Genomic DNA, 18,418 nt, shown 5'->3' with positions numbered 1-18,418 from the left:
CCTCCGTCAGGCGTCTTGCCGGGGGACGATCAGGCAGTCGACCACCCGTGCCCCCTTGCCCGGCCCGAAGGCCACGAGCGGGTTGATGTCGATCTCGGCCACGTCGTCCCGCAGGTCCCGGCAGAGGGAGGAGAAGCGGACGAGGATGTCGGCCACGGCGTCCAGGTCGGCCGCGCCCTGGCCCCGCGCGCCGTGTCCGGTCAGGATCGGCGCCGCGCGCAACCGCGACAGCATGGCGTGCGCGTCTCGGTTGGAGATCGGCGGGACGGCGAGCGCCACGTCCTTCAGTGTCTCGACGAAGACACCCCCGAGTCCGACTGCCACCGCAGGGCCAAACGCGGCATCCTGCGTCATCCCCAGGATCAATTCGTGGCCGCCAGCGGGGACCATCTCCTGCACCAGCACGCCGCGGATCTCCGCCCACGGAGCATAGGCGCGGGCGCCCGCCGTGACCCGTGCGAAGCCCTCGCGGACCGCGTCGGCGTCTTGTAGCCCGAGCAACACGCCCCCGGCTTCGGTCTTGTGGAGGATGTCCGGCGACTCCACCTTGAGCACGACCGGGTAACCGATCGCTTCCGCCGCGACAACCGCCTCGTCCGGCGTCGTCGCCAAGACCTCGCGCGTGACCGGGATGCCGTAGCGCGCCAGGATCGCCTTCGCCTCTCGCTCGACGAGCGCCCGTCCACCGGCCGCGCGCACCACGCCACGCGCCCATTCGGCGCGCTCGGCGGCGTCCGGGTCACGCGCATCGGCCCGCGCGGATGCCTCCCGCTCCCGGAGGAACGCTGCATAGCGGACGAGCGAGGCAATGGCACGCAGGCCGTTCTCGGCACCCTGGAGGAAGGGGATGCCGTCGATCGACCGGACCGGCTCCACTGCCTCCTGGTCGATCATCCGGTGCTTGAGTTCACCCGCCACGAGCGACAGGACGACGAAGACCTTGTCGGGGTAGCGCTCTGGCAAAGCACTCAGCACCTGCCCGGTCGGCTGGTCCAGGTCGATCAGCGCCGGGTAGGCCTGGCCGTAGACCACGACGTGGATGTTGGGGTCCTCGGCCATCGCCGCCAGGCACCCGTCGAGGATCTCCGGCTGCTGAGCTGCCTGGCCGGTGTAGTCGAGCGGATTGCCGACCGTGCCGTACTCCGGGATCACCGCGTTCATCTTTTCGACGGTCTCCGGCGCGAGCGATGGGAACTCGACGCCGATGTCCGCGCCGAGGTCGGCGATCAGGCCGGCCGCTCCGCCGGAGACGACCGCGATGCCGACGCCACGCCCCGCCGGCCGCCGCCGGGAATGGAAGAGCGCCAGCGTCTCGATCATCTCATCGAGGCTGTAGACCCGAATGATGCCGTGCTGCCGCATGACGGCGTCAACGATCTCGTCCGAGCCGACCAGCGACCCGGTGTGCGCCAGCGCAGCGCGCCGCCCGGCCTCCGAGCGCCCCACCTTGAGCACGACGATCGGCTTGCCCAGGTCCGCAGCGCGCTCCGCCATCTCCAGCAGCCGCTCAAGCCGCCGGAACTGCTCGACGAAGCAGCCGATGACCCGCGTCTCCTCGTCGTCGAGGTAGTAGCGGATCATGTCGACCACGTCGATGTCGGCCTCATTGCCCAGCGTCACGACGTAGGTGAAGCCGATGCCGCGGTCGTGCGCGGGCAGGACCAGGCTATACGCCAGCAGGCCACTCTGGAGCGCAAGGGCAATCGGGCCGCGGTTGAGCGGTGGGTAGGCACCGGAGCTTGCCACCATGCGGTTGGGCACGCTGATGTTGCCGAGGCAGTTCGGCCCGACGACACGGATGCCGGTCCGGCGCGCGAAGTCGCGGATGGCTCGCTGCCGCTCGGGGCCGGTCTCGTCCTCCTGCTTCTCGGCGAACCCGCTGGTGATGATGTTGACCGCGCCGACGCCTGCGCGCTCGCACGACTCCAAAACGCCAGGGATCAGCCTGCTGGGGACGACCACCACCGCCAGGTCGACACCGCCGGGGATCGCCTCCAGCGACGGGTAGCACGGCAGCCCGAGGATCTCGTCGTAGTTCGGGTTGACCGGGTAGACCTCGCCCTCGAAGCCGCAGTCGACCAGGCGCCGCTGGATGTTGTTGGCGAAACCCCGCTTTGGCGACGCGCCGACGATCGCGATGCGCCTCGGGTGCAGGAGCGCACGCATCGCGCTCGCGAAGGCCGCATCGTCCTGTTGCTCGTCGAAACCGCGGTCCGACCGCACACCGGGCGTCTGCATCGGCATCCCTCCGGGCGTGGTACGTCATGCGTCATGCGTCATCCGTGTTGCGTGTTCGGTGTTCCGTGTCTCTCCCCTCTCCCCTGGTGGGCTCCGTCCGAGAGGGGCTGGGGGTGAGGGGGACACATGACGCATGACGCATCAGAAATAGATCCTGCTCAGCGTCTCGGCGACGCAGGCGGGCTTTTCTTCGCCCTCGACCTCGACGGTCTGGCGCTGGGTGATCTGCACCGCTTGCTCGCCGACCTCCTCGACCGCGAGCAGCGTCGTGCGCAGCCGCACCCGCTTGCCGACCCGCACCGGCGCCGGGAAGCGCACGCGGTTCAGGCCGTAGTTGACCGTCATCCTGCCGCCGAGATCGATCTTGACCCCGTCGCGCCCCTGGGACAGGAACGGGATGAGCGAGAGTGTCAGGTAGCCGTGTGCGATGGTCCCGCCGAAGAAGGTCTGTTTCGCGCGCTCTGGGTCAACGTGGATGTACTGGTGGTCACCGGTCGCGTCGGCGAACTGGTTGACCCGCTCCTGCGTGATCTCCACCCAGGGGCCGACGCCGATCTCCTGGCCCACCAGCTCCCGCAGCTCCGCCACCTTCCGAACGACGCGCTGGGAACCGCTCTCGCCCATGCCGGGCTGCTGGGACGACATACCTTGCACCTCCCACCTATCGTGCTGCGCCGGCGACTCGACCGGCCAGCACCTCGTCCAGCACCCGCTCGCGGTGCCATGCCGTGTCACCCCAGAGAGGCTCCAGGTACTTGGCCCGCTTGAAGTAGAAGTGCAGGTCGTACTCCCAGGTGAAGCCGATGCCGCCGTGCACCTGAATCGCGTCCCCACACACCTTGCGCGCCGCCTCGTTCACGAACGACTTGGCGACCGACACCGCCAGCCGGGCGTCGGGCGCGTTGGCGTCGAGTGCCCAGGCGGCGTAATAGGTGGCCGAGTGCGCGTTCTCCGTCGCCTCCAGCATCTCCGCGCACTTGTGCTTAATCGCCTGGAAGCTCCCGATCGGCTGGCCGAACTGCTTACGGACCTTGGCGTACTCCACCGACATCTCGAGCGAGGTCCGGGCACAGCCAAGCATCTCGGCACACGCGGCGACGGCCGCTCGCTGGACCACCGCGTTGAGCGGCCCCGCCCCGCCGTTGAGGGTCCCGATGAGCGCGTCGCTCGGCACCCGCACGTTGTCGAAGCGGAGCGCGCACTCCTTCGCGTTCAAGTCGAACATCTTGTACGGCTGGACCGTCAGCCCTTCGGCATCGCGCGGCACGGCGAACAGGGAGACCTCGCCCGGCGCGTCGCCCGTGCGGGCAACCACCACCACGATGTCGACCGCCTGTCCGAAGGGGACGAACCGCTTCTCACCGGAGAGGACGAAGCCGTCGCCGTCGGGCACCGCGCGCATCGCGACCACCTCCGGCCCCCAGCCGATCTCGTCTTCGAGCAGGGCGAACGACATGGTCAACTCGCCGGAGGCCAGCCCGGGGAGATAGCGCGCCATCGCCGCCTCATCGCCCGATGCCTGGATCGCGGTCGCGGCCAGCACGACGCTGGGGACGAAGGGACCGGGGTACGCCACCCGGCCCATCTCCTCCAGCACGATCGCCTGCTCGACCATCCCCAGCCCGCTGCCGCCGAAGCGCTCAGGGATGGCCAGCCCCAGCAGGGACATCTCGCCCAATTGCCGGTACATCGCTCGGTCGTAGCCGGCCGGGTCGTCCATCATCGCCCGGACATGCGCGCTGGTGCAGCGCTCGCGGAGGAACTCGCGCGCCAGGTCGCGCAGCATCACCTGGTCCTGGCTGAACTCGAAATCCATCTAGGATCCTCCCTCGCCCCCGGCCTGAGCCTTCGCCGCCTGCTGCGCCTGCAACCGGTCGGCCCGCACCTCCTTCGGCAGGCCCAGGACACGCTCGCCCAGGATGTTCTTCTGAATCTCCGAGGAGCCGGCGAAGATCGTCCCGGCGCGGGAGTAGGCAAAGTGGTAGGCCCAGCTCCCCGGCTCGCCGTAGGCGGTGCCTTCCTTCAGCGCGTACTCCGCCGGCACACCCTCGATCAGTTGCCCGTAGGGACCGAGGATATCGAAGATGAACTCGTAGTGCCGCTTCTCCATCTCCGAGTAGTAGAGCTTGGTGATCGACGACTCCGGCCCTGGCCGGATGCCCTTCTCCAGCCGGGAGAGGATGCGGAGCGAGCCGTAGCGCAGCACCTCGATCTCGGCGTACATCTGGCCCAGCTTTTGACGCACCACCGGGTCGTCGATCGCGCGCTTGCCGTCCCGGCGGAGCTCACTGGCCGCCTCTACCAGCCGGTTGAAGACCGCCATGTACCGGCTCACCCGGCTCAGCGTATTGCCGCCCCGCTCGTACGACAGCGTCGTCTGCGCGATCTGCCAGCCCGCGTTCAACTCCCCGACCAGGTTCTCGGCCGGGACGCGGACGTTGTGGAAAAAGACCTCGCTGAACTCGTTGCTGCCGTTGATCTGCGTCAGCGGCCGAACCTCGACCCCCGGCGAATGCATGTCGACCAGGATGCAGGAGATGCCGAGGTGCTTGGGCGCATCCGGATCGGTCCGCGCCAGCAGCAGCCCCCAATCGGCGCGGTGCGCGCCGCTCGTCCAGACCTTCTGGCCGTTGATGACGAACTCGTCGCCCTCCAGCACGGCACGGGTGCGCAGGCTGGCGAGGTCCGAGCCCGCGTTCGGCTCGGAGAAGAGCTGGCACCAGATCTCGTCGGCAGTCAGGATGTTCCGCAGGAAGCGCTTCTTCTGCGCCTCGGTACCGTGGTGGATGAGCGTCGGGCCGACGATGGCGATGCCGAGCGGGTTGAGGGTCGGCGGCGCCTGGACCCGCGCCATCTCCTCGCCAACGATCGCCTGCTCCATCGGCCGGGCAGCGCGCCCACCGTACTCAACCGGCCACCCCATGCCGAGGAAGCCGGCTTCGTACACCGCTCGGTGCCAGGCGCGCTGCTGCTCGAGCGTCTCCAACGGTTCCTTCGGCAGGTTCTCCTCCAGCCAGGCACGCACCCGCCTCCGGAATTCCTCATCCTCTTGTGTATAGAAGAGATCCATCGAGGAAACCCCCTCGTTCACCCGACGCTGCCGGATGTCCCGGCGCCGACCTCGCGCCGAGCAGCCGGGTCGCGTCGCAACGACGAACGTGAGAATGCGTCCGGTAGGACTCTACCGGTCACTGTAACACCGGTCCGATGTGTGTCAATCGTGTTCGCGGGTTCGCAGCGTCATCGGAACCGTAGTAGCGAGGAGCGACTGGTCTGCGGCGACCCGCCATGCTGTGCGGTGGGTCGACGCAGACCAGCGGCACCAACGCAAGACGGCCCCGGTCTACGGTTGGGTTGCGAGAGGTTGGTGGAACTGAGCGACACCGGCGGGGACACCGGGCGAGTCAGGACCGCGTGTAGGCCCGCCGCCGGAGCACCGCGTCATGAGTCGTTCCCGTGCATGGCGGAGGCCGGGGTGATCGACTTCAACTCAGCAATCGCAGCCAGGTAGCGCTCGTCGGGCCGCAGCGGATCGGCCGGGGGCGCGACGTGGAGCACGTCTACGAGCCCCTCCAAGCGCTCGCGCACACGCTTGGCGATCGTGTCGTACGTCCCGCTGATGCAGAAGGCGTCGAGCACCTCGTCAGGGATGACGCTGGCGAGCTGATCCCAGCGATTTTCAGCGATCAGCCTACGCAGCTTCGGGTTCAACTCCGCCCACCCATGGTGCTCCAGCACCGGCAGATAGGTGCGCGTCGAGGCGTAGAACGCAATACGATAGCGCGCCTGCTCGCGGGCGGTCCGCACCTCCGATTCACCGGCACCGGTGGCAATGAAACCGCCGCCGACCATCCGGAAGCCGCGCAGGTCGCGCCCCGACCGGGCAGCCCCCTCCCGCACCAGCGGCCAGAGGACGTCGCGCAGGTACTCGGGCGTCGTCATCGGGTGGACCCGCAGCCCGTCGCCGATCTCTCCGGCCAGTCGTGCGTTGTAGGCGTTCACGGCCGCGATCTCGATCGGGATGGGATGGTACGGGATCGGGCCGGGGTCGAACTCCGGCGTCATCAGCGAGAAGCGATAGAAGCGGCCCTGGAAGTCGAGCGGCTCCCCGGTTTGCCACGTTTTCCAGATGGCCCGCAGCGCCAGCACGTACTCACGGAGACGCGGTCCCGGCGAGTCCCAGGTCGTGCTGAACCGGCGCTCGATGTGCCCCTTGACCTGGGTGCCGAGCCCGAGCACGAAGCGGCCACGCGACAGGCGTTGCAGGTCGTGCGCCTGGTAGGCAACCACCATCGGGCTCCGCGGGAACGCGATGGCGACCGACGTGGCCAGCGTAAGCCGCTGTGTCACCGGCGCCGCCAGTGCGAGCGCCACGAACGGGTGGTGCTTCAACTCCGGCTGCGCGAGGCCGTCGAATCCCAGCTCCTCCAGCCGTCGCGCCAGCGCCGGGATCTGCTCGAACGCGCTATCGGGGATGATCGTCTCGATCTTCATCCGCTCACTCGCCCTCCCGCGCGCAGTAGACCACAGTCCCGAACCGGTGTCGAGAGGCCCGTTCCGCGGGCGATACCCAGCCGATTCGCGCGGCTCGGCGGGCATCTTGACAGTCTCTAGAGCCCCATTGTAGAGTGGCCGTTGGTATTTCCACGAGGCTGGGACGTTGTTCACGATCGCGCTGCCGAGCGGCGTTTCTCATTGCCGAGGGGATCCGTCCCGCGTCCGATCGATTACCGAATCCACTCCGGGCCGGGTCGACCAGCCAGCAGTGGTCGTTCTTATTCTGGGTGACAGGTGTTGCGAGGAGTCACCCGGGGATCACAAGAGAAGGGAGTCGATCTCATGCCGCAGTTGCGCCTCAGCGACGAAGAGTATCTGCGACGTCGGCGCACGATACTCGAGCGTCTGGGAGAGCGCGGCATTACCGGGCTGATCGCCTTCGGTCCGAACAACGTCTCGTACTTCAGCCGCTTCGGCTTCATCGCGACCGAGCGCCCGATCGCGTACATCCTGACGCGCGACACCTCGGCGCTGCTGGTGCCCCGCCTCGAGTTGGAGCACGCCGAGACCTTCGCGCTGGTGGATCGCGTCACGGCCTACCCCGAATATCCGGGTGAGCGCCACCCGATGGAGTTTCTGAAGGACATCCTCGTCGACCTCGGGCTAAGTCGCGCCAAGATCGGCGTCGACAGCGACGGCTACGGCCGGATCTACGGCTACCGTGGCCCCCGCGTGAGCGAGTTGCTGCCGGACGCCGAGGTCATCACCGTGGTCGACGACATCGAGTACATGCAGATGATCAACTCCGAGGAGGAGTTGGCGCTCATCCGTGAGAGCGCGCGCTGGGGCAACCTGGCCCACACGTACCTGCAGGAGTACTGCAAGGTCGGGGTCAGCGAGACCGAGATTTCGATGCGCGCGTCGTACGAGGCTACGCAGGCCATGATCCGGACGCTGGGTCCCGAGTACCGGCCGATGTCCTGGGGCCGGGCCGGTGCGCATGCCGGCTTCCGCGGCCAGATCGGGAAGGACTCCGCGTTCCCGCACGCCATGACCAGCAACGCGCGCCTGAAGCCGGGAGATGTCCTCGTGACCGGCGCCGGCGCGTCGGTCTGGGGGTACGGCAGCGAGTTGGAGCGCACCATGATTATGGGCGAGCCGACTCCGGAGCAGGAGCGCTACTTCAACCTCATGCTGGAGGCTCAGACGCTCGCCCTCAACACGATTAAGCCCGGCATCCCCTGCTCGGCCGTCGACAAGGAGGTGATGCGGTTCTTCAAGGAGCACAACCTGGAGGAGAACTGGCGTCATCACACGGGCCACGCCAAGTCCACACTCGTCCATGAAGCGCCGTTCCTGGACGTGGGTGACCATCGGTTGATTGAGGTGGGGATGGTGTTCACCGTCGAGCCGGGGATCTACGTGCCGGGCCTGGGCGGTTTCCGGCACTCCGATACCGTCGCGGTCACGCCCGACGGGATCGAGATGATTACCTACTATCCCCGCGATCTCGAGAGCCTGACTATTCCCATCTAGTCGCCGCGGAAGACACACGTGCGCCCAGTGTCTCTGTCTGATCGCTAATCGGCTCGCCGCGGGAGCGCCGCGCCATTGCGGCGCCCCGGCGAGTCGCCGAACCACGAGCGTTGCACCTGTTCATCGGCAGTTCGGATCGGTTGCGGACCCGCCCGTTCGCCCGGAAGACCAGAGGAGGAGACCGTGGCACGCCGTATTTCACAGGAGCGCGCGGAGACCATCGTCCGCCAGTTCTATCGCCTCGAAGAGTACTTCGGCAGGCAGGGAGTCAGCCGCCGGCAACTCCTGCGGCTGATCGCGCAGGGCAGCGCGGCAGCGACCGTCCTGCCCGTCCTTGTCGCCTGCGGCGCAGCGTCCGACAACGATGTGGCCGAGGCCACCGCTCCCGCCGGGGGCAGCACCACGGCCACGAGCGTGCCCGGTTCGCCGACGACCGGTGGCACCCAGCCGCCGTCGGGGAGCGGTTCGCGTGGGGGCACGATCATCATCGGCACGCTCGGCGAAGCCCAGACCATCAACCCCCTGCTCGTCAACGAGACCGAGGGTACCTGGCGCTGCAGGATGATGTTCGGCGAGTTCGTCCAGCTTGATCCGGAAACGCTCAAGCCTGTGCCGGGCATCGCCAAGGAGTGGACCGTCTCCGACGACGGCCGCGAATACACCTTCACCATCCAGGACGGCGTCACCTTCAGCGACGGCACGCCACTCACGGCCGCGGATATCGAGTTCACCCTCCATGCCCTTCTCAAGAAGGAGACAGCCAGCCCGCACCTGGCACGGTTCCTCCCCATCGCCGGTGCCCAGGCCTACAACGAGGGCACGGCCGACTCGGTGAGCGGCATCCAGGTCGTCGACGACAAGACGATCAAGATCACGACCGAAGAGCCCTTCGCCGCCTTCCTGGTGAACCTGCGGCACCTGCGTCCCCTGCCGAAGCACCTGCTCGAGGGCAAGGACCTGCGGGAGGATCCGTTCTTCCAGAACCCGGTCGGCGCCGGTCCGTTCGCCTTCCAGTCCTGGTCCACCGGGCAGGACTTCGTGGCGGTCCGCAACGAGTATTACTGGGAGGAAGGCAAGCCCTACCTCGACGGGTTCACCCACCGCGTGATCCCGGATGCCCAGACACTCGTCATCTCCCTGCAGACGGGCCAGATCCACGGGACCGACTACGCCCAGCCGACCCAGGCCGAGGAGCTCAACCAGGAAGAGAACCTCGTAGTTCTCACGGTCCCACCCGGAAAGGACATCAACGGCTGGAGCTTCGGCCAGAACCACAACGAGGCCCTGCGCGACAAGCGCATCCGCCGCGCGATCGCCATGGCGCTCGACACCGAAACGTTCGCCAGCGACTTCCTGCTCGGTCTGGGGACGCCGGCCAACGGCCCGATCGCCCGCGGGAGCTGGGCCTACCACGAGGGACTGGAGCCGATCCCGTACGACCCGGCCGAGGCAAAGCGCCTCGTCGAGGAGGCCGGTGCCACGGGCCTGACGCTAACGTTCACAACCAACGCCGGCAACCACCTGCGCGAGGACTGGCTCACCTTCACCCAGCAGTCGCTGGCGGAGATCGGTATCAACGTGCAGCCGGACCTCAAGGAGTGGTCCCAGGTGGTCGAGGCGGGAACCCAGGGCACGTTCGACGTGATCTGCCCGACTTGGGCCGGGGCGACCTACGATCCGGACGAGCTCTTCGACGCCCTGGGCACCGGCAAGGCCCGCAACGTCTTCGGCTATTCGAACCCCGAGTTCGACGAGGTGATGCAGCAAGGCCGCACGACCTTCGACATCGAGGAGCGTGCCCGGATCTACGCCCGGGCGCAGGAGATCCTGCTCGAGGATGTCCCGGTCTTCTACGCGTGGGACCGGCCGTTCATCTACGTCGTAACCAAGGACTATCAGGGTTACGTCAACAACATCATCTCCCTGTTCCAGGATCTCCATAACTGGACGAGGGTCGAGTAGCCCGGCAGCCGGCGCGCGCCGGGCGCAGGCGGGGGCAGCAGGGCAGACGCCCGCCCCCCCGCCGCCTGTAGCTGGCCGTCCCTCACGGTCTTGCCGCGCGGGTTCGTCCCGACGCGGCAGGTGCAGAGGAAACGGATGTCACGGTGTCAGCGAGTACGCGCAACTACATCGTGCGGCGCATCCTTCTGCTGTTCCCGCTCCTGGTCGGGTTGAGCATGGTGGTGTTTACCATCATCCACCTGGCGCCGGGCGATCCCGCGCTGGCCTTCGTCTCCGAGCAGTCGTTCGACCCGACGGTAGTGGAGCAGGTTCGCAAGAACCTCGGGCTCGATAAGCCGCTCCCGGTCCAGTACGGCATCTGGGCCTCGAAGGTGGCCCGCTTCGACTTCGGCACGGCCTACACGTTCAACCGGAAGCCGGTCATCACCCTGATCGGGGAACGTCTCTCCAACACGGTCAAACTCCAGGCTCTCGCGATCAGCATCTCACTCGCCGTGGCGATACCGCTGGGGATCATCTCCGCCCGGCGTCAGTACTCGCTGGTTGACAACCTGGCGACCGGCGGCGCCTTCCTCGGCCTCGCCCTGCCGGACTTCTGGCTGGCCCTCATGCTTCAGCTCTTCTTCGCGGTGCGGCTCGGCTGGCTCCCTGCCTCGACCGCCGGCCCGGAGGCCGAAGGGTTCGTCGAGAAGCTGTCCTACTTCGTTCTCCCGGCGACCGTGCTGGCGATCCCGACCATCGCCATCTTCACCCGCTTCATGCGCTCCAGCATGCTGGAGGTGATCCATCAGGACTACATCACGACGGCACGCGCGAAAGGGCTGGCGGAGCGCGCGGTGGTCTTCCGCCACGCGCTAAGGAATGCCTTCGTGCCGATGGTCACCGTGGTGGGGAACCAGCTCCCGCGGCTGCTCAGCGGGTCAGTGATCGTGGAGGCCGTCTTCGCCTGGCCGGGGCTCGGCCACCTTGGCTACCAGGCCATCCTACAGCGGGACTACCCGGTGATCCTGGCTCTGACGCTGCTCACCGGCGCCGCCATCCTGGTCATCAACGTGATCGTCGACGTCCTGTACGCCATCCTTGACCCGCGGATTACCTTCTCGTAGGAGCCGGGCAGCCGAGCAAGGCAGTACGGATCGAGCGAGGTATTCGGAGAGTGTCGATGCAGGAAACCGCGGCTCGCACCACCGTCGAGTTCCAGCGGCTCGCCCGGAAGCCGGAGTCGCAGGCCCGGATCGTCTGGCGCAACTTCCGGCGAAACCGCCTGGCGGTCGCCGGAGGTGTGGTCGTCATTCTCCTCTATCTGGTGGCTATCTTCGCTACCGCGCTGGCGCCCCAGGACTATGCGGCCTTCAACCGCGGCAAGCCACTCCATCCTCCCAGCGCTGAACACTGGTTCGGCACCGACCGGCAGACGCGGGATGTCTTCAGCCGGGTCATCGTTGGTTCGCGGGTCTCGCTCTCCGTGGGCCTCGTCTCAGCGGGAATGATCATCGTCATCGGGGTGACCCTCGGCGCGATCGCCGGGTACTTCGGCGGCCTGGTGGACAACCTCATCATGCGCTTCACCGACATCATGCTCGCCATCCCCGGCTTCTTCCTCTTGTTGACTGCGGCTGCCCTCTTCAAACCAGGCTTGCAGACAACCATGATCGTCATCGGACTGACCTCGTGGATGAGCACCGCCCGGCTTGTCCGCGGCGAGTTCTTGCGGGTCAAAGCACAGGACTTCATCCTGGCCGCGCGGGCCATCGGCGCGCCGAACCTCCGTATCATGGTGCGCCACGTCCTCCCCAACGTCCTCGCCGTCATCATCGTCCAGCTCACGCTCTGGCTGAGCTTCGCCATCCTGCTGGAGTCCGGCCTGTCGTTCCTGGGACTCGGCGCCCAGCCGCCGACGCCCTCCTGGGGCGGCATGCTGGCTGACGGCCGGGTGAACATGCAGAAGGCCTGGTGGGAGACCGTCTTCCCGGGCATGGCCATCTTCCTCACCGTGCTCAGCTTCAACCTCGTGGGCGACGGCCTGCGCGACGCCTTCGACCCCCGCCAGCGCCGCCGGTAGCGGAGAAGGCCCTCAGCCCCTGCCCCCCTCTCCCAAGGTTGGGAGAGGGGGAATGTTATGCGTCACCCGGCATGCGTCCCGCTCCCCTCTCCCCTTGCAGGAGAGGGGTTGAGGTGAGGGGTTCCTCACACCCCGCCGATTCAGCCCTCACCCAACCCCTAACCAGCCGGAATCGGTGTATAGTGCCCAGGAAATGGCGCGAAGGAGCGGCGCAGCGCGAGAGGAGCGGCACCTGATGGACACGACGGTACTCGCACGGCGGATCGAGGCGGCTCAGCGGCTACTGGCGGAGCGGGGCATCGACTTCCTGTTCGTCGCCCCGTCGTCGGACCTGATCTACCTCTTCGGTTACCCGGCCCACCCAAGCGAGCGACTCGCCCTGCTGATCATCCCGCGCACCGGACGCCCGCAGTTCGTAGTCCCGGTGCTCGAGCGCTCGCGGGCCGACGCCCAGGCCTCACTGGTCGACATCCGTACCTGGGAGGAGACAGTGCAGCCGGTGGACCTCGTGGGCGACATCGTGCGCTCCGTCCCCCGCCCCACCATCGCCGTCAGCGACCAGATGTGGGCCGTCTTCCTGGTGCGGATGCTGGAGGTGATCCCCGACGCGACCTTCATCAGCGGCACCAGCGTGCTGCGGGAACTGCGCATGGTCAAGGACCGGGAAGAGCTGGACCGACTGCGCCGGGCAGCGGCCATGGCCGACGCCGCCTGGGAGGAGTTCGTCGCCACGGCGCGGCTCACCGGGAAGACCGAGCGGCAGGCAGCCGAGGAGCTGACCGAATTGCGCGCCAAGCACGGGCTCGAAATCCACGGCATCGGCATCTGCGCCAGCGGGCCGAACAGCGCCGCGCCGCACCACATCACCGGCGATCGCGTGATCCAGCCGGGCGACACCGTCATCTTCGACTTCGGCGGGAAGTACGAGCATTACTCCGCGGACGTGACCCGCACGGTGCACATCGGCGAGCCCGACGACGAATACCGCCGTGTCTATGACATCGTCCTGCGCGCGAACGAGGCGGCGCTGGCTGCTGTTCGCCCGGGTGTCGCCTGCCAGGACATCGACCGGGCCGCCCGCAAGGTCATCACCGACGCCGGCTACGGCGAGTACTTCATCCACCGCGTCGGCCACGGCCTCGGCCTCGACGGCCACGAGGAGCCCTACCTGGTCGAGGGCAACACCCTGCCGCTCCAGGTCGGCATGGTCTTCAGCGACGAGCCCGGCATATACATCCCCGGCCGCTTCGGCGTCCGGATCGAGGACGCCGTGGTCGTCACCGAGCAGGGCGGCGAGCGCCTCAACCACTGCTCGCGCGAGCTGACAGTGATGGAATAGTTCACCGCGCAGCGCGAACGCGACCGCTCATCCCGACCGCCCGCCGCTTCTGCGGCGGGCGGCTTCCGTCGAGACCGCCGACCGAGGAACCGTCTATCTGTCCGCAACTCGGGCTACGCGCCGCGTGCGAGGGCGAGGCCGCGGACGTGGCGCGCCCCGGCCTCCAGCAGGGCCAGCCCCGCCGCTTCCATCGTGGCGCCCGTCGTGACGACGTCGTCGATCAGCAGCACCGACGCGCCCCGCACGCCCGGACCGGAGCGAAAGGCGCCCTGCATGTTTGCCCGGCGCCCGGCATAGTCCAGGCCGACCTGAGATCGGGTGTCGACGATGCGCAGGAGATCCTGTCCAAGAGGCACGCCGAGGCGCGCAGCCACGGCCTCGGCCAGTATCTGGGCCTGGTTGAATCCCCGTTCGCGCTGGCGTCTGGGGTGCAGCGGGATCGGCAGGACGAGGTCCAGGGCGACACCGTCCAGCGCTGTCGCGGCGGCTTCAGCCAGGAGGCTGCCGAGATACCGCCCCCGGGCGTACTCACCACGGTACTTGAAACGGTGGATGGATGACCGCAGCGGCCCCTCGAACACGAATGCCGCGCGGATGGGTCCCAGCGCATCCGGCCACTCCGCGCAGACGGAGCAAACCCGGCCGCGCGTGCCGGGTCTCCCGCAGCGGCACCGTGCGTCGGTGAGCGGACGCAGTGCGGCGGTACAGGAGGGGCAGAGCCACTCGCCGCGCCGCCCGCACCCGCCACAAACCGGCGGCAGCAGCGTGGCCTCCAAGGCCCGCGTCAGCCGGCGGACCCAAGCGAGCGGGCTGGACATCATTTCATGTCCGAGGCGCTCATGGACGCGGAGGCGAGACGACCGGGGAACTCAACCTCGTCCGGGAGAGAGGCACCCAGGGGACGCGCGGGCGCGTACCCAAGCTGATCGCCCACTGACGTCTGGCTGGCGCGGGTCGTACCCGGCGGCAACTCAATCACGTAGCGGGCACCGGTGAACAACGGGCCGATCCGCCACGGCGGCATGGCCTCGGCGATCCGCACCACGACATCGTCACGATCGAGGTAGAGGACATCGATCGGGAAGCGCATCCACATCGAGTGGATCGACGAACACGGGTCGATCAGCAGCCCGGTGCCGGGTGGCAGTGGTGGGCGGAGCATCAGGCCGCGCGTCCGCGCCCAGAGGCTGCGCGCCACCTGTACGTGCTCGGCCACGACCGTGCCCCGCGTCTTGTTCAGCACCCGTACCGACGCCGGCCACTGCCGGTCGCGCTTCGCCACGCGGCGCTCCCTTCGCTCGACCCGCTCGGGATCAGCGCATGAACGCGTCCCACACGATGGGCACCGCCGGGCCGAGCAGCACGATGTAGAGCGCGGGGAAGATGAGGAACACCATGGGGAAGATCATCTTGACCGGCGCCTTGTGTGCCTGCTCCTCGGCGCGCTGACGGCGGCGCATTCGCATCTGCTTCGACTGCACGCGCAGCACCTGAGTGATGCTGACGCCAAGTTGGTCGGCCTGCACGACGGCGGAGACGAACACGTTGAGATCGTCCACATTCGTGCGCTCGGCCAGGTCACGGAGCGCCTCGCGCCGTGACTGTCCCATGCGGATCTCGGACAGCATGCGGGCGAACTCGCGCGTCAGCTCGTTGTCCCACTTCTCCACCACGCGCTGCAGCGCGGGATCGAAGCCGAGCCCGGCTTCCACGCTGATCGTGAGCAGGTCGATGGCGTCCGGCAGCGCGCGGATGATCGCCGACTTGCGCCGCTTGATACGGTTCCCCAGCCAGACGCCCGGCAGAAGGTAGCCGATCCCGCCAGCGACGGCAGGGAACAGGATCAGGTTGGTCAGGCTGCTGCCGCTCATGAGGAAGAGGACGAACAACAGGCCACCCAGGCCGCCGGCCAGCAGCACACGCAACCCGGTGAACTCGGCCGGGCCGAGGTTGGCCGGGTTGCCGGCCTCTACCAGCTTCTGGCGCAGCCGCTGGTGGCTCGTCTTCGGAGCGAAGCGCGACATCATCCCGGCCAGGCGGCGGAGCAGTGGCTTCAGCACACGCTCGTTGAACGGTTGCTGAAGTTCCAACTCTTCCAGCGTCGGCACCCGGTGGCCGTACTGGGAAAGGCGCTCCTCGATCACGACCTGCGGCCGCGGCTTGCGCACGCCGAGGACCACCAGTACGAGGGCGACCACCATGATGGTGATGGAGAGAACCGGCAGCATCTGTTGCATCGTCGTGCGATTCTCCGCTCGTCCGTACTAGACCTCGATGTTGACGATCTTCCGCATGGCTATGAAGCCGAGGAAGATCAACACCACCCCGCCGATCGGCATACAGATCCACGGCCAGCGCATCATGCCCATCACGTAGCCGGGGTTGATCACCATCAGTAAGAGCGCCAGCCCGACCGGCAGTGCGGAGATGATGTAGCCGGAGATGCTCTGCTGGGCAGTGAGAACCCGGATCTCACCCTTGATGCGCACCCGCTCCCGGATCGTCTCTCCGATGACGTCCAGGATCTGCGCCAGGTTGCCGCCCACCTCGTGCTGCACGTTGATGGCCGTGATCAGCAGGTCCAGATCCTCGCTCGGCACCCGGCGCAGCAGATGCGACATCGCCTCCTGCGTCGGGATGCCGAGCCCGACCTCCCGCACCACGCGCCGAAACTCCTCGCTCATCGGCGGTGGTGTCTCGCGCGCAACCAGCTCCATCGTCTGGAGCAGGCTATAACCGGCCCGAAGCGAGTTGGCCATCAGGGTGATCGTGTCACCGAGCTGGTTCACGAAGGCGTTCGTCCGCCGCCGCGCCCGCACCGAGATGTACCAGTGCGGGACCATCCAGCCGATCAGGGCCACGACTAGACCAACCAGCAGCCCCAGCACCGGCTGCGTGATCCCGCGGCCGAGCAGGAATCCCAGCAAGAAACCGAACGAGGCCGACCCGGCACGGACAATGAGGAACTCTCCCACCGTCATCCGGATGTTGGCCCGCGCCAGCAGGAGCGCGACCGCCTCGGAGAACGTCTTGCCCTGCACGACGCGGTCAACCTGTTGGGCGAGGACGTTCGGCGTGCGGGCACCGGACAGCGACTCCGTTGCCAGCGGCTCCAGTGAGGCGAACCGCTCCAACCGCTCCTCAAGCTCGGGTGCCACCGCCTGTTCCCGACTGACCAACAGGCCGAGTGCCACCAAACCCGCGGCCAGGAGGAACAAGATGAGGACCAGTGTCAGGAAATCCATGCCCGCTTCCTATCGGTGCCACCCTGCCAGCCGGCGGCGTGTCCCGGCTCAGAAGAGCCGATCGTAGCCCACCCCGAAGATCGTCGGCGGCAGGTAGATGTTGGCGACCTCGAACTTCTCCACGAACTTCGGGCGGATGCCGGTCGGCTTGATGCGCCCGACGATCTTGTTGTTCTCCATACCGGTCTGCTCGAAGACGAAGATGTCCTGCATCACGATGACGTCGCCCTCCATACCCTGGACCTCCGTCACCGCGACGATCTTGCGCGAGCCGTCCTTGAGGCGCGCCTGGTGGATGATCAGGTCGACCGCCGCCGCGATCTGCTCACGGATGGCGCGCACCGGCAGCTCCACTCCGGCCATGAGGCACATCGTCTCCAGGCGGGCCAGGGTGTCGCGCGGGCTGTTCGAGTGCACCGTCGTCATCGAGCCGTCGTGGCCGGTGTTCATCGCCTGGAGCATGTCCAGCGCCTCACCGGAGCGGCACTCCCCGACCACGATCCGGTCGGGCCGCATTCGGAGGGCGTTGACCACCAGGTCGCGGATGGTGATCTCCCCGCGTCCCTCGATGTTGGGCGGCCGCGACTCCAGCGTGACCACGTGGTCCTGGCGGAGCTGCAACTCGGCCGCGTTCTCGATGGTCACGATGCGCTCGTCGGGCGGGATGAACGACGACAGCACGTTGAGCGTCGTCGTCTTACCGGAGCCGGTCCCACCCGAGACCACGATGTTCAGCCGCGCCTCGACGCATGCCTTGAGGAACGTAACCATCTCCTCGCTCATCGTGCCGAAGCGCACCAGATCCTCGGCCGTCAGCGGGTCGCGTGCAAACTTACGGATCGTCAGCGTGGGACCCACGAGCGAGATCGGCGGGATCACCGCATTGATTCGGGAGCCGTCCGGCAGGCGCGCGTCCACCATCGGCGAGCTCTCATCGATGCGCCGCCCCAGTGGGGAGACGATGCGGTCGATAACCCGCATGACGTGGTCGTCGTCCTGGAAGGTGATGTCGGTGAGCTCCAGCTTGCCGTTCCGCTCGACGTAGACCTGGCGCGGGCCGTTGACCATGATCTCGGAGACGGTGTCGTCCTTGAGCAGCGGCTCGATCGGCCCGTATCCCAGGATCTCGGCGGCGATCGCCTCGAACAGGCGCAGGCGCTCGACGCGCGTCAGCACGATGTTTTCGGCCTCGAGCACCGAGGCGAAGGTCTCCTCGACCGTGCGCCGCACTTCCTCCTGGTTGCCCAGGTCCATGCGCGGGTCCAGCTCGGAGATCAGCCGGTTCTGAATGCGGCTCTTGAGTTCGTTAAAGGAGTCGTTGCGGTGCGCAGCCGTGGGGCTGCTCCCCAGGGTCGGCCGACGAAGCGTGGCCAGTTCGCCGGTCCCGACGCGCTGCGTTGCCGGCCCCGCGGGTGGCGACAGTCGGTTGGTCGTCTGCGGCGGCGCTGCGGGCGGCGCAGGGTCCACGGCTTCCGTCGGTACGTTGCCAAGGCGCTTCAGAAGCGACATGCCTTACTCCCTACCCCTCCCGGAGGACAT

At 67.5% G+C, this 18,418-nt stretch carries 15 protein-coding genes; 5 read left to right on the top strand and 10 right to left on the bottom strand.

Going from position 1 to position 18,418, the window contains the following annotated elements; genetic code table 11:
• Positions 1–6: 6 nt before the first annotated feature.
• The 5 genes from STHE_RS02645 to STHE_RS02625 all read right to left on the bottom strand — a co-directional run bounded on the left by STHE_RS02645 (position 7) and on the right by STHE_RS02625 (position 6,732).
• A complete protein-coding gene (locus tag STHE_RS02645; RefSeq protein WP_012871018.1) occupies positions 7–2,238 on the bottom strand; it encodes an acetate--CoA ligase family protein in 2,232 nt (743 codons plus the stop codon).
• Positions 2,239–2,379: 141 nt separating this feature from the next.
• Complete coding sequence (locus tag STHE_RS02640) at positions 2,380–2,883, bottom strand: MaoC family dehydratase (protein ID WP_012871017.1); 504 nt, start codon at positions 2,881–2,883, stop codon at positions 2,380–2,382.
• Positions 2,884–2,899: 16 nt separating this feature from the next.
• A complete protein-coding gene (locus STHE_RS02635) occupies positions 2,900–4,054 on the bottom strand; it encodes an acyl-CoA dehydrogenase family protein (RefSeq protein WP_012871016.1) in 1,155 nt (384 codons plus the stop codon).
• The gene (locus STHE_RS02630; RefSeq protein WP_012871015.1) at positions 4,055–5,308 is read right to left on the bottom strand and encodes an acyl-CoA dehydrogenase family protein; all 1,254 of its coding nucleotides are present in this window, start codon (positions 5,306–5,308) and stop codon (positions 4,055–4,057) included. It abuts the gene before it with no gap.
• A 371-nt stretch (positions 5,309–5,679) separates the two neighbouring features.
• On the bottom strand, positions 5,680–6,732 hold the full coding sequence (locus tag STHE_RS02625) for a TIGR03617 family F420-dependent LLM class oxidoreductase (RefSeq protein ID WP_012871014.1): 1,053 nt from the start codon (positions 6,730–6,732) through the stop codon (positions 5,680–5,682).
• 345 nt (positions 6,733–7,077) lie between these two features.
• Here STHE_RS02625 and STHE_RS02620 point away from each other — a divergent pair, with 345 nt between their 5' ends.
• The 5 genes from STHE_RS02620 (at position 7,078) to STHE_RS02600 (ending at position 13,634) form a co-directional block, all read left to right on the top strand.
• Positions 7,078–8,271: a M24 family metallopeptidase gene (locus STHE_RS02620; RefSeq protein ID WP_012871013.1), complete on the top strand. Its 1,194-nt coding sequence runs from the start codon at positions 7,078–7,080 to the stop codon at positions 8,269–8,271.
• Between the two features lie 183 nt (positions 8,272–8,454).
• The gene (locus STHE_RS02615) at positions 8,455–10,233 is read left to right on the top strand and encodes an ABC transporter substrate-binding protein (RefSeq protein WP_012871012.1); all 1,779 of its coding nucleotides are present in this window, start codon (positions 8,455–8,457) and stop codon (positions 10,231–10,233) included.
• Positions 10,234–10,376: 143 nt separating this feature from the next.
• Positions 10,377–11,339 (top strand): ABC transporter permease, encoded by a 963-nt coding sequence (locus STHE_RS02610; RefSeq protein WP_012871011.1) that lies wholly within the window; start codon positions 10,377–10,379, stop codon positions 11,337–11,339.
• Positions 11,340–11,395: 56 nt separating this feature from the next.
• Positions 11,396–12,295: an ABC transporter permease gene (locus tag STHE_RS02605; protein WP_012871010.1), complete on the top strand. Its 900-nt coding sequence runs from the start codon at positions 11,396–11,398 to the stop codon at positions 12,293–12,295.
• A 235-nt stretch (positions 12,296–12,530) separates the two neighbouring features.
• Positions 12,531–13,634, top strand: coding sequence for a M24 family metallopeptidase (locus STHE_RS02600; protein WP_012871009.1), 1,104 nt, complete (start codon positions 12,531–12,533; stop codon positions 13,632–13,634).
• 113 nt (positions 13,635–13,747) lie between these two features.
• On the opposite strand, the gene STHE_RS02595 is transcribed toward STHE_RS02600, so the two are convergent.
• The 5 genes from STHE_RS02595 to STHE_RS02575 form a co-directional block, all read right to left on the bottom strand.
• Positions 13,748–14,215: a ComF family protein gene (locus STHE_RS02595; protein WP_052295251.1), complete on the bottom strand. Its 468-nt coding sequence runs from the start codon at positions 14,213–14,215 to the stop codon at positions 13,748–13,750.
• A 236-nt stretch (positions 14,216–14,451) separates the two neighbouring features.
• Complete coding sequence (locus STHE_RS02590) at positions 14,452–14,916, bottom strand: DUF192 domain-containing protein (protein ID WP_012871007.1); 465 nt, start codon at positions 14,914–14,916, stop codon at positions 14,452–14,454.
• Between the two features lie 31 nt (positions 14,917–14,947).
• Positions 14,948–15,871 (bottom strand): type II secretion system F family protein, encoded by a 924-nt coding sequence (locus STHE_RS02585; RefSeq protein ID WP_012871006.1) that lies wholly within the window; start codon positions 15,869–15,871, stop codon positions 14,948–14,950.
• A gap of 27 nt (positions 15,872–15,898) precedes the next feature.
• On the bottom strand, positions 15,899–16,879 hold the full coding sequence (locus STHE_RS02580; RefSeq protein WP_012871005.1) for a type II secretion system F family protein: 981 nt from the start codon (positions 16,877–16,879) through the stop codon (positions 15,899–15,901).
• 48 nt (positions 16,880–16,927) lie between these two features.
• Complete coding sequence (locus STHE_RS02575; RefSeq protein ID WP_012871004.1) at positions 16,928–18,388, bottom strand: TadA family conjugal transfer-associated ATPase; 1,461 nt, start codon at positions 18,386–18,388, stop codon at positions 16,928–16,930.
• Between the last annotated feature and the right edge of the window lie 30 nt (positions 18,389–18,418).

Source organism: Sphaerobacter thermophilus DSM 20745 (assembly GCF_000024985.1).
Classification (GTDB): domain Bacteria; phylum Chloroflexota; class Chloroflexia; order Thermomicrobiales; family Thermomicrobiaceae; genus Sphaerobacter; species Sphaerobacter thermophilus.
Note: the sequence above shows the minus strand (reverse complement) of the source record. Positions and strands in the feature narration are given on the sequence as shown.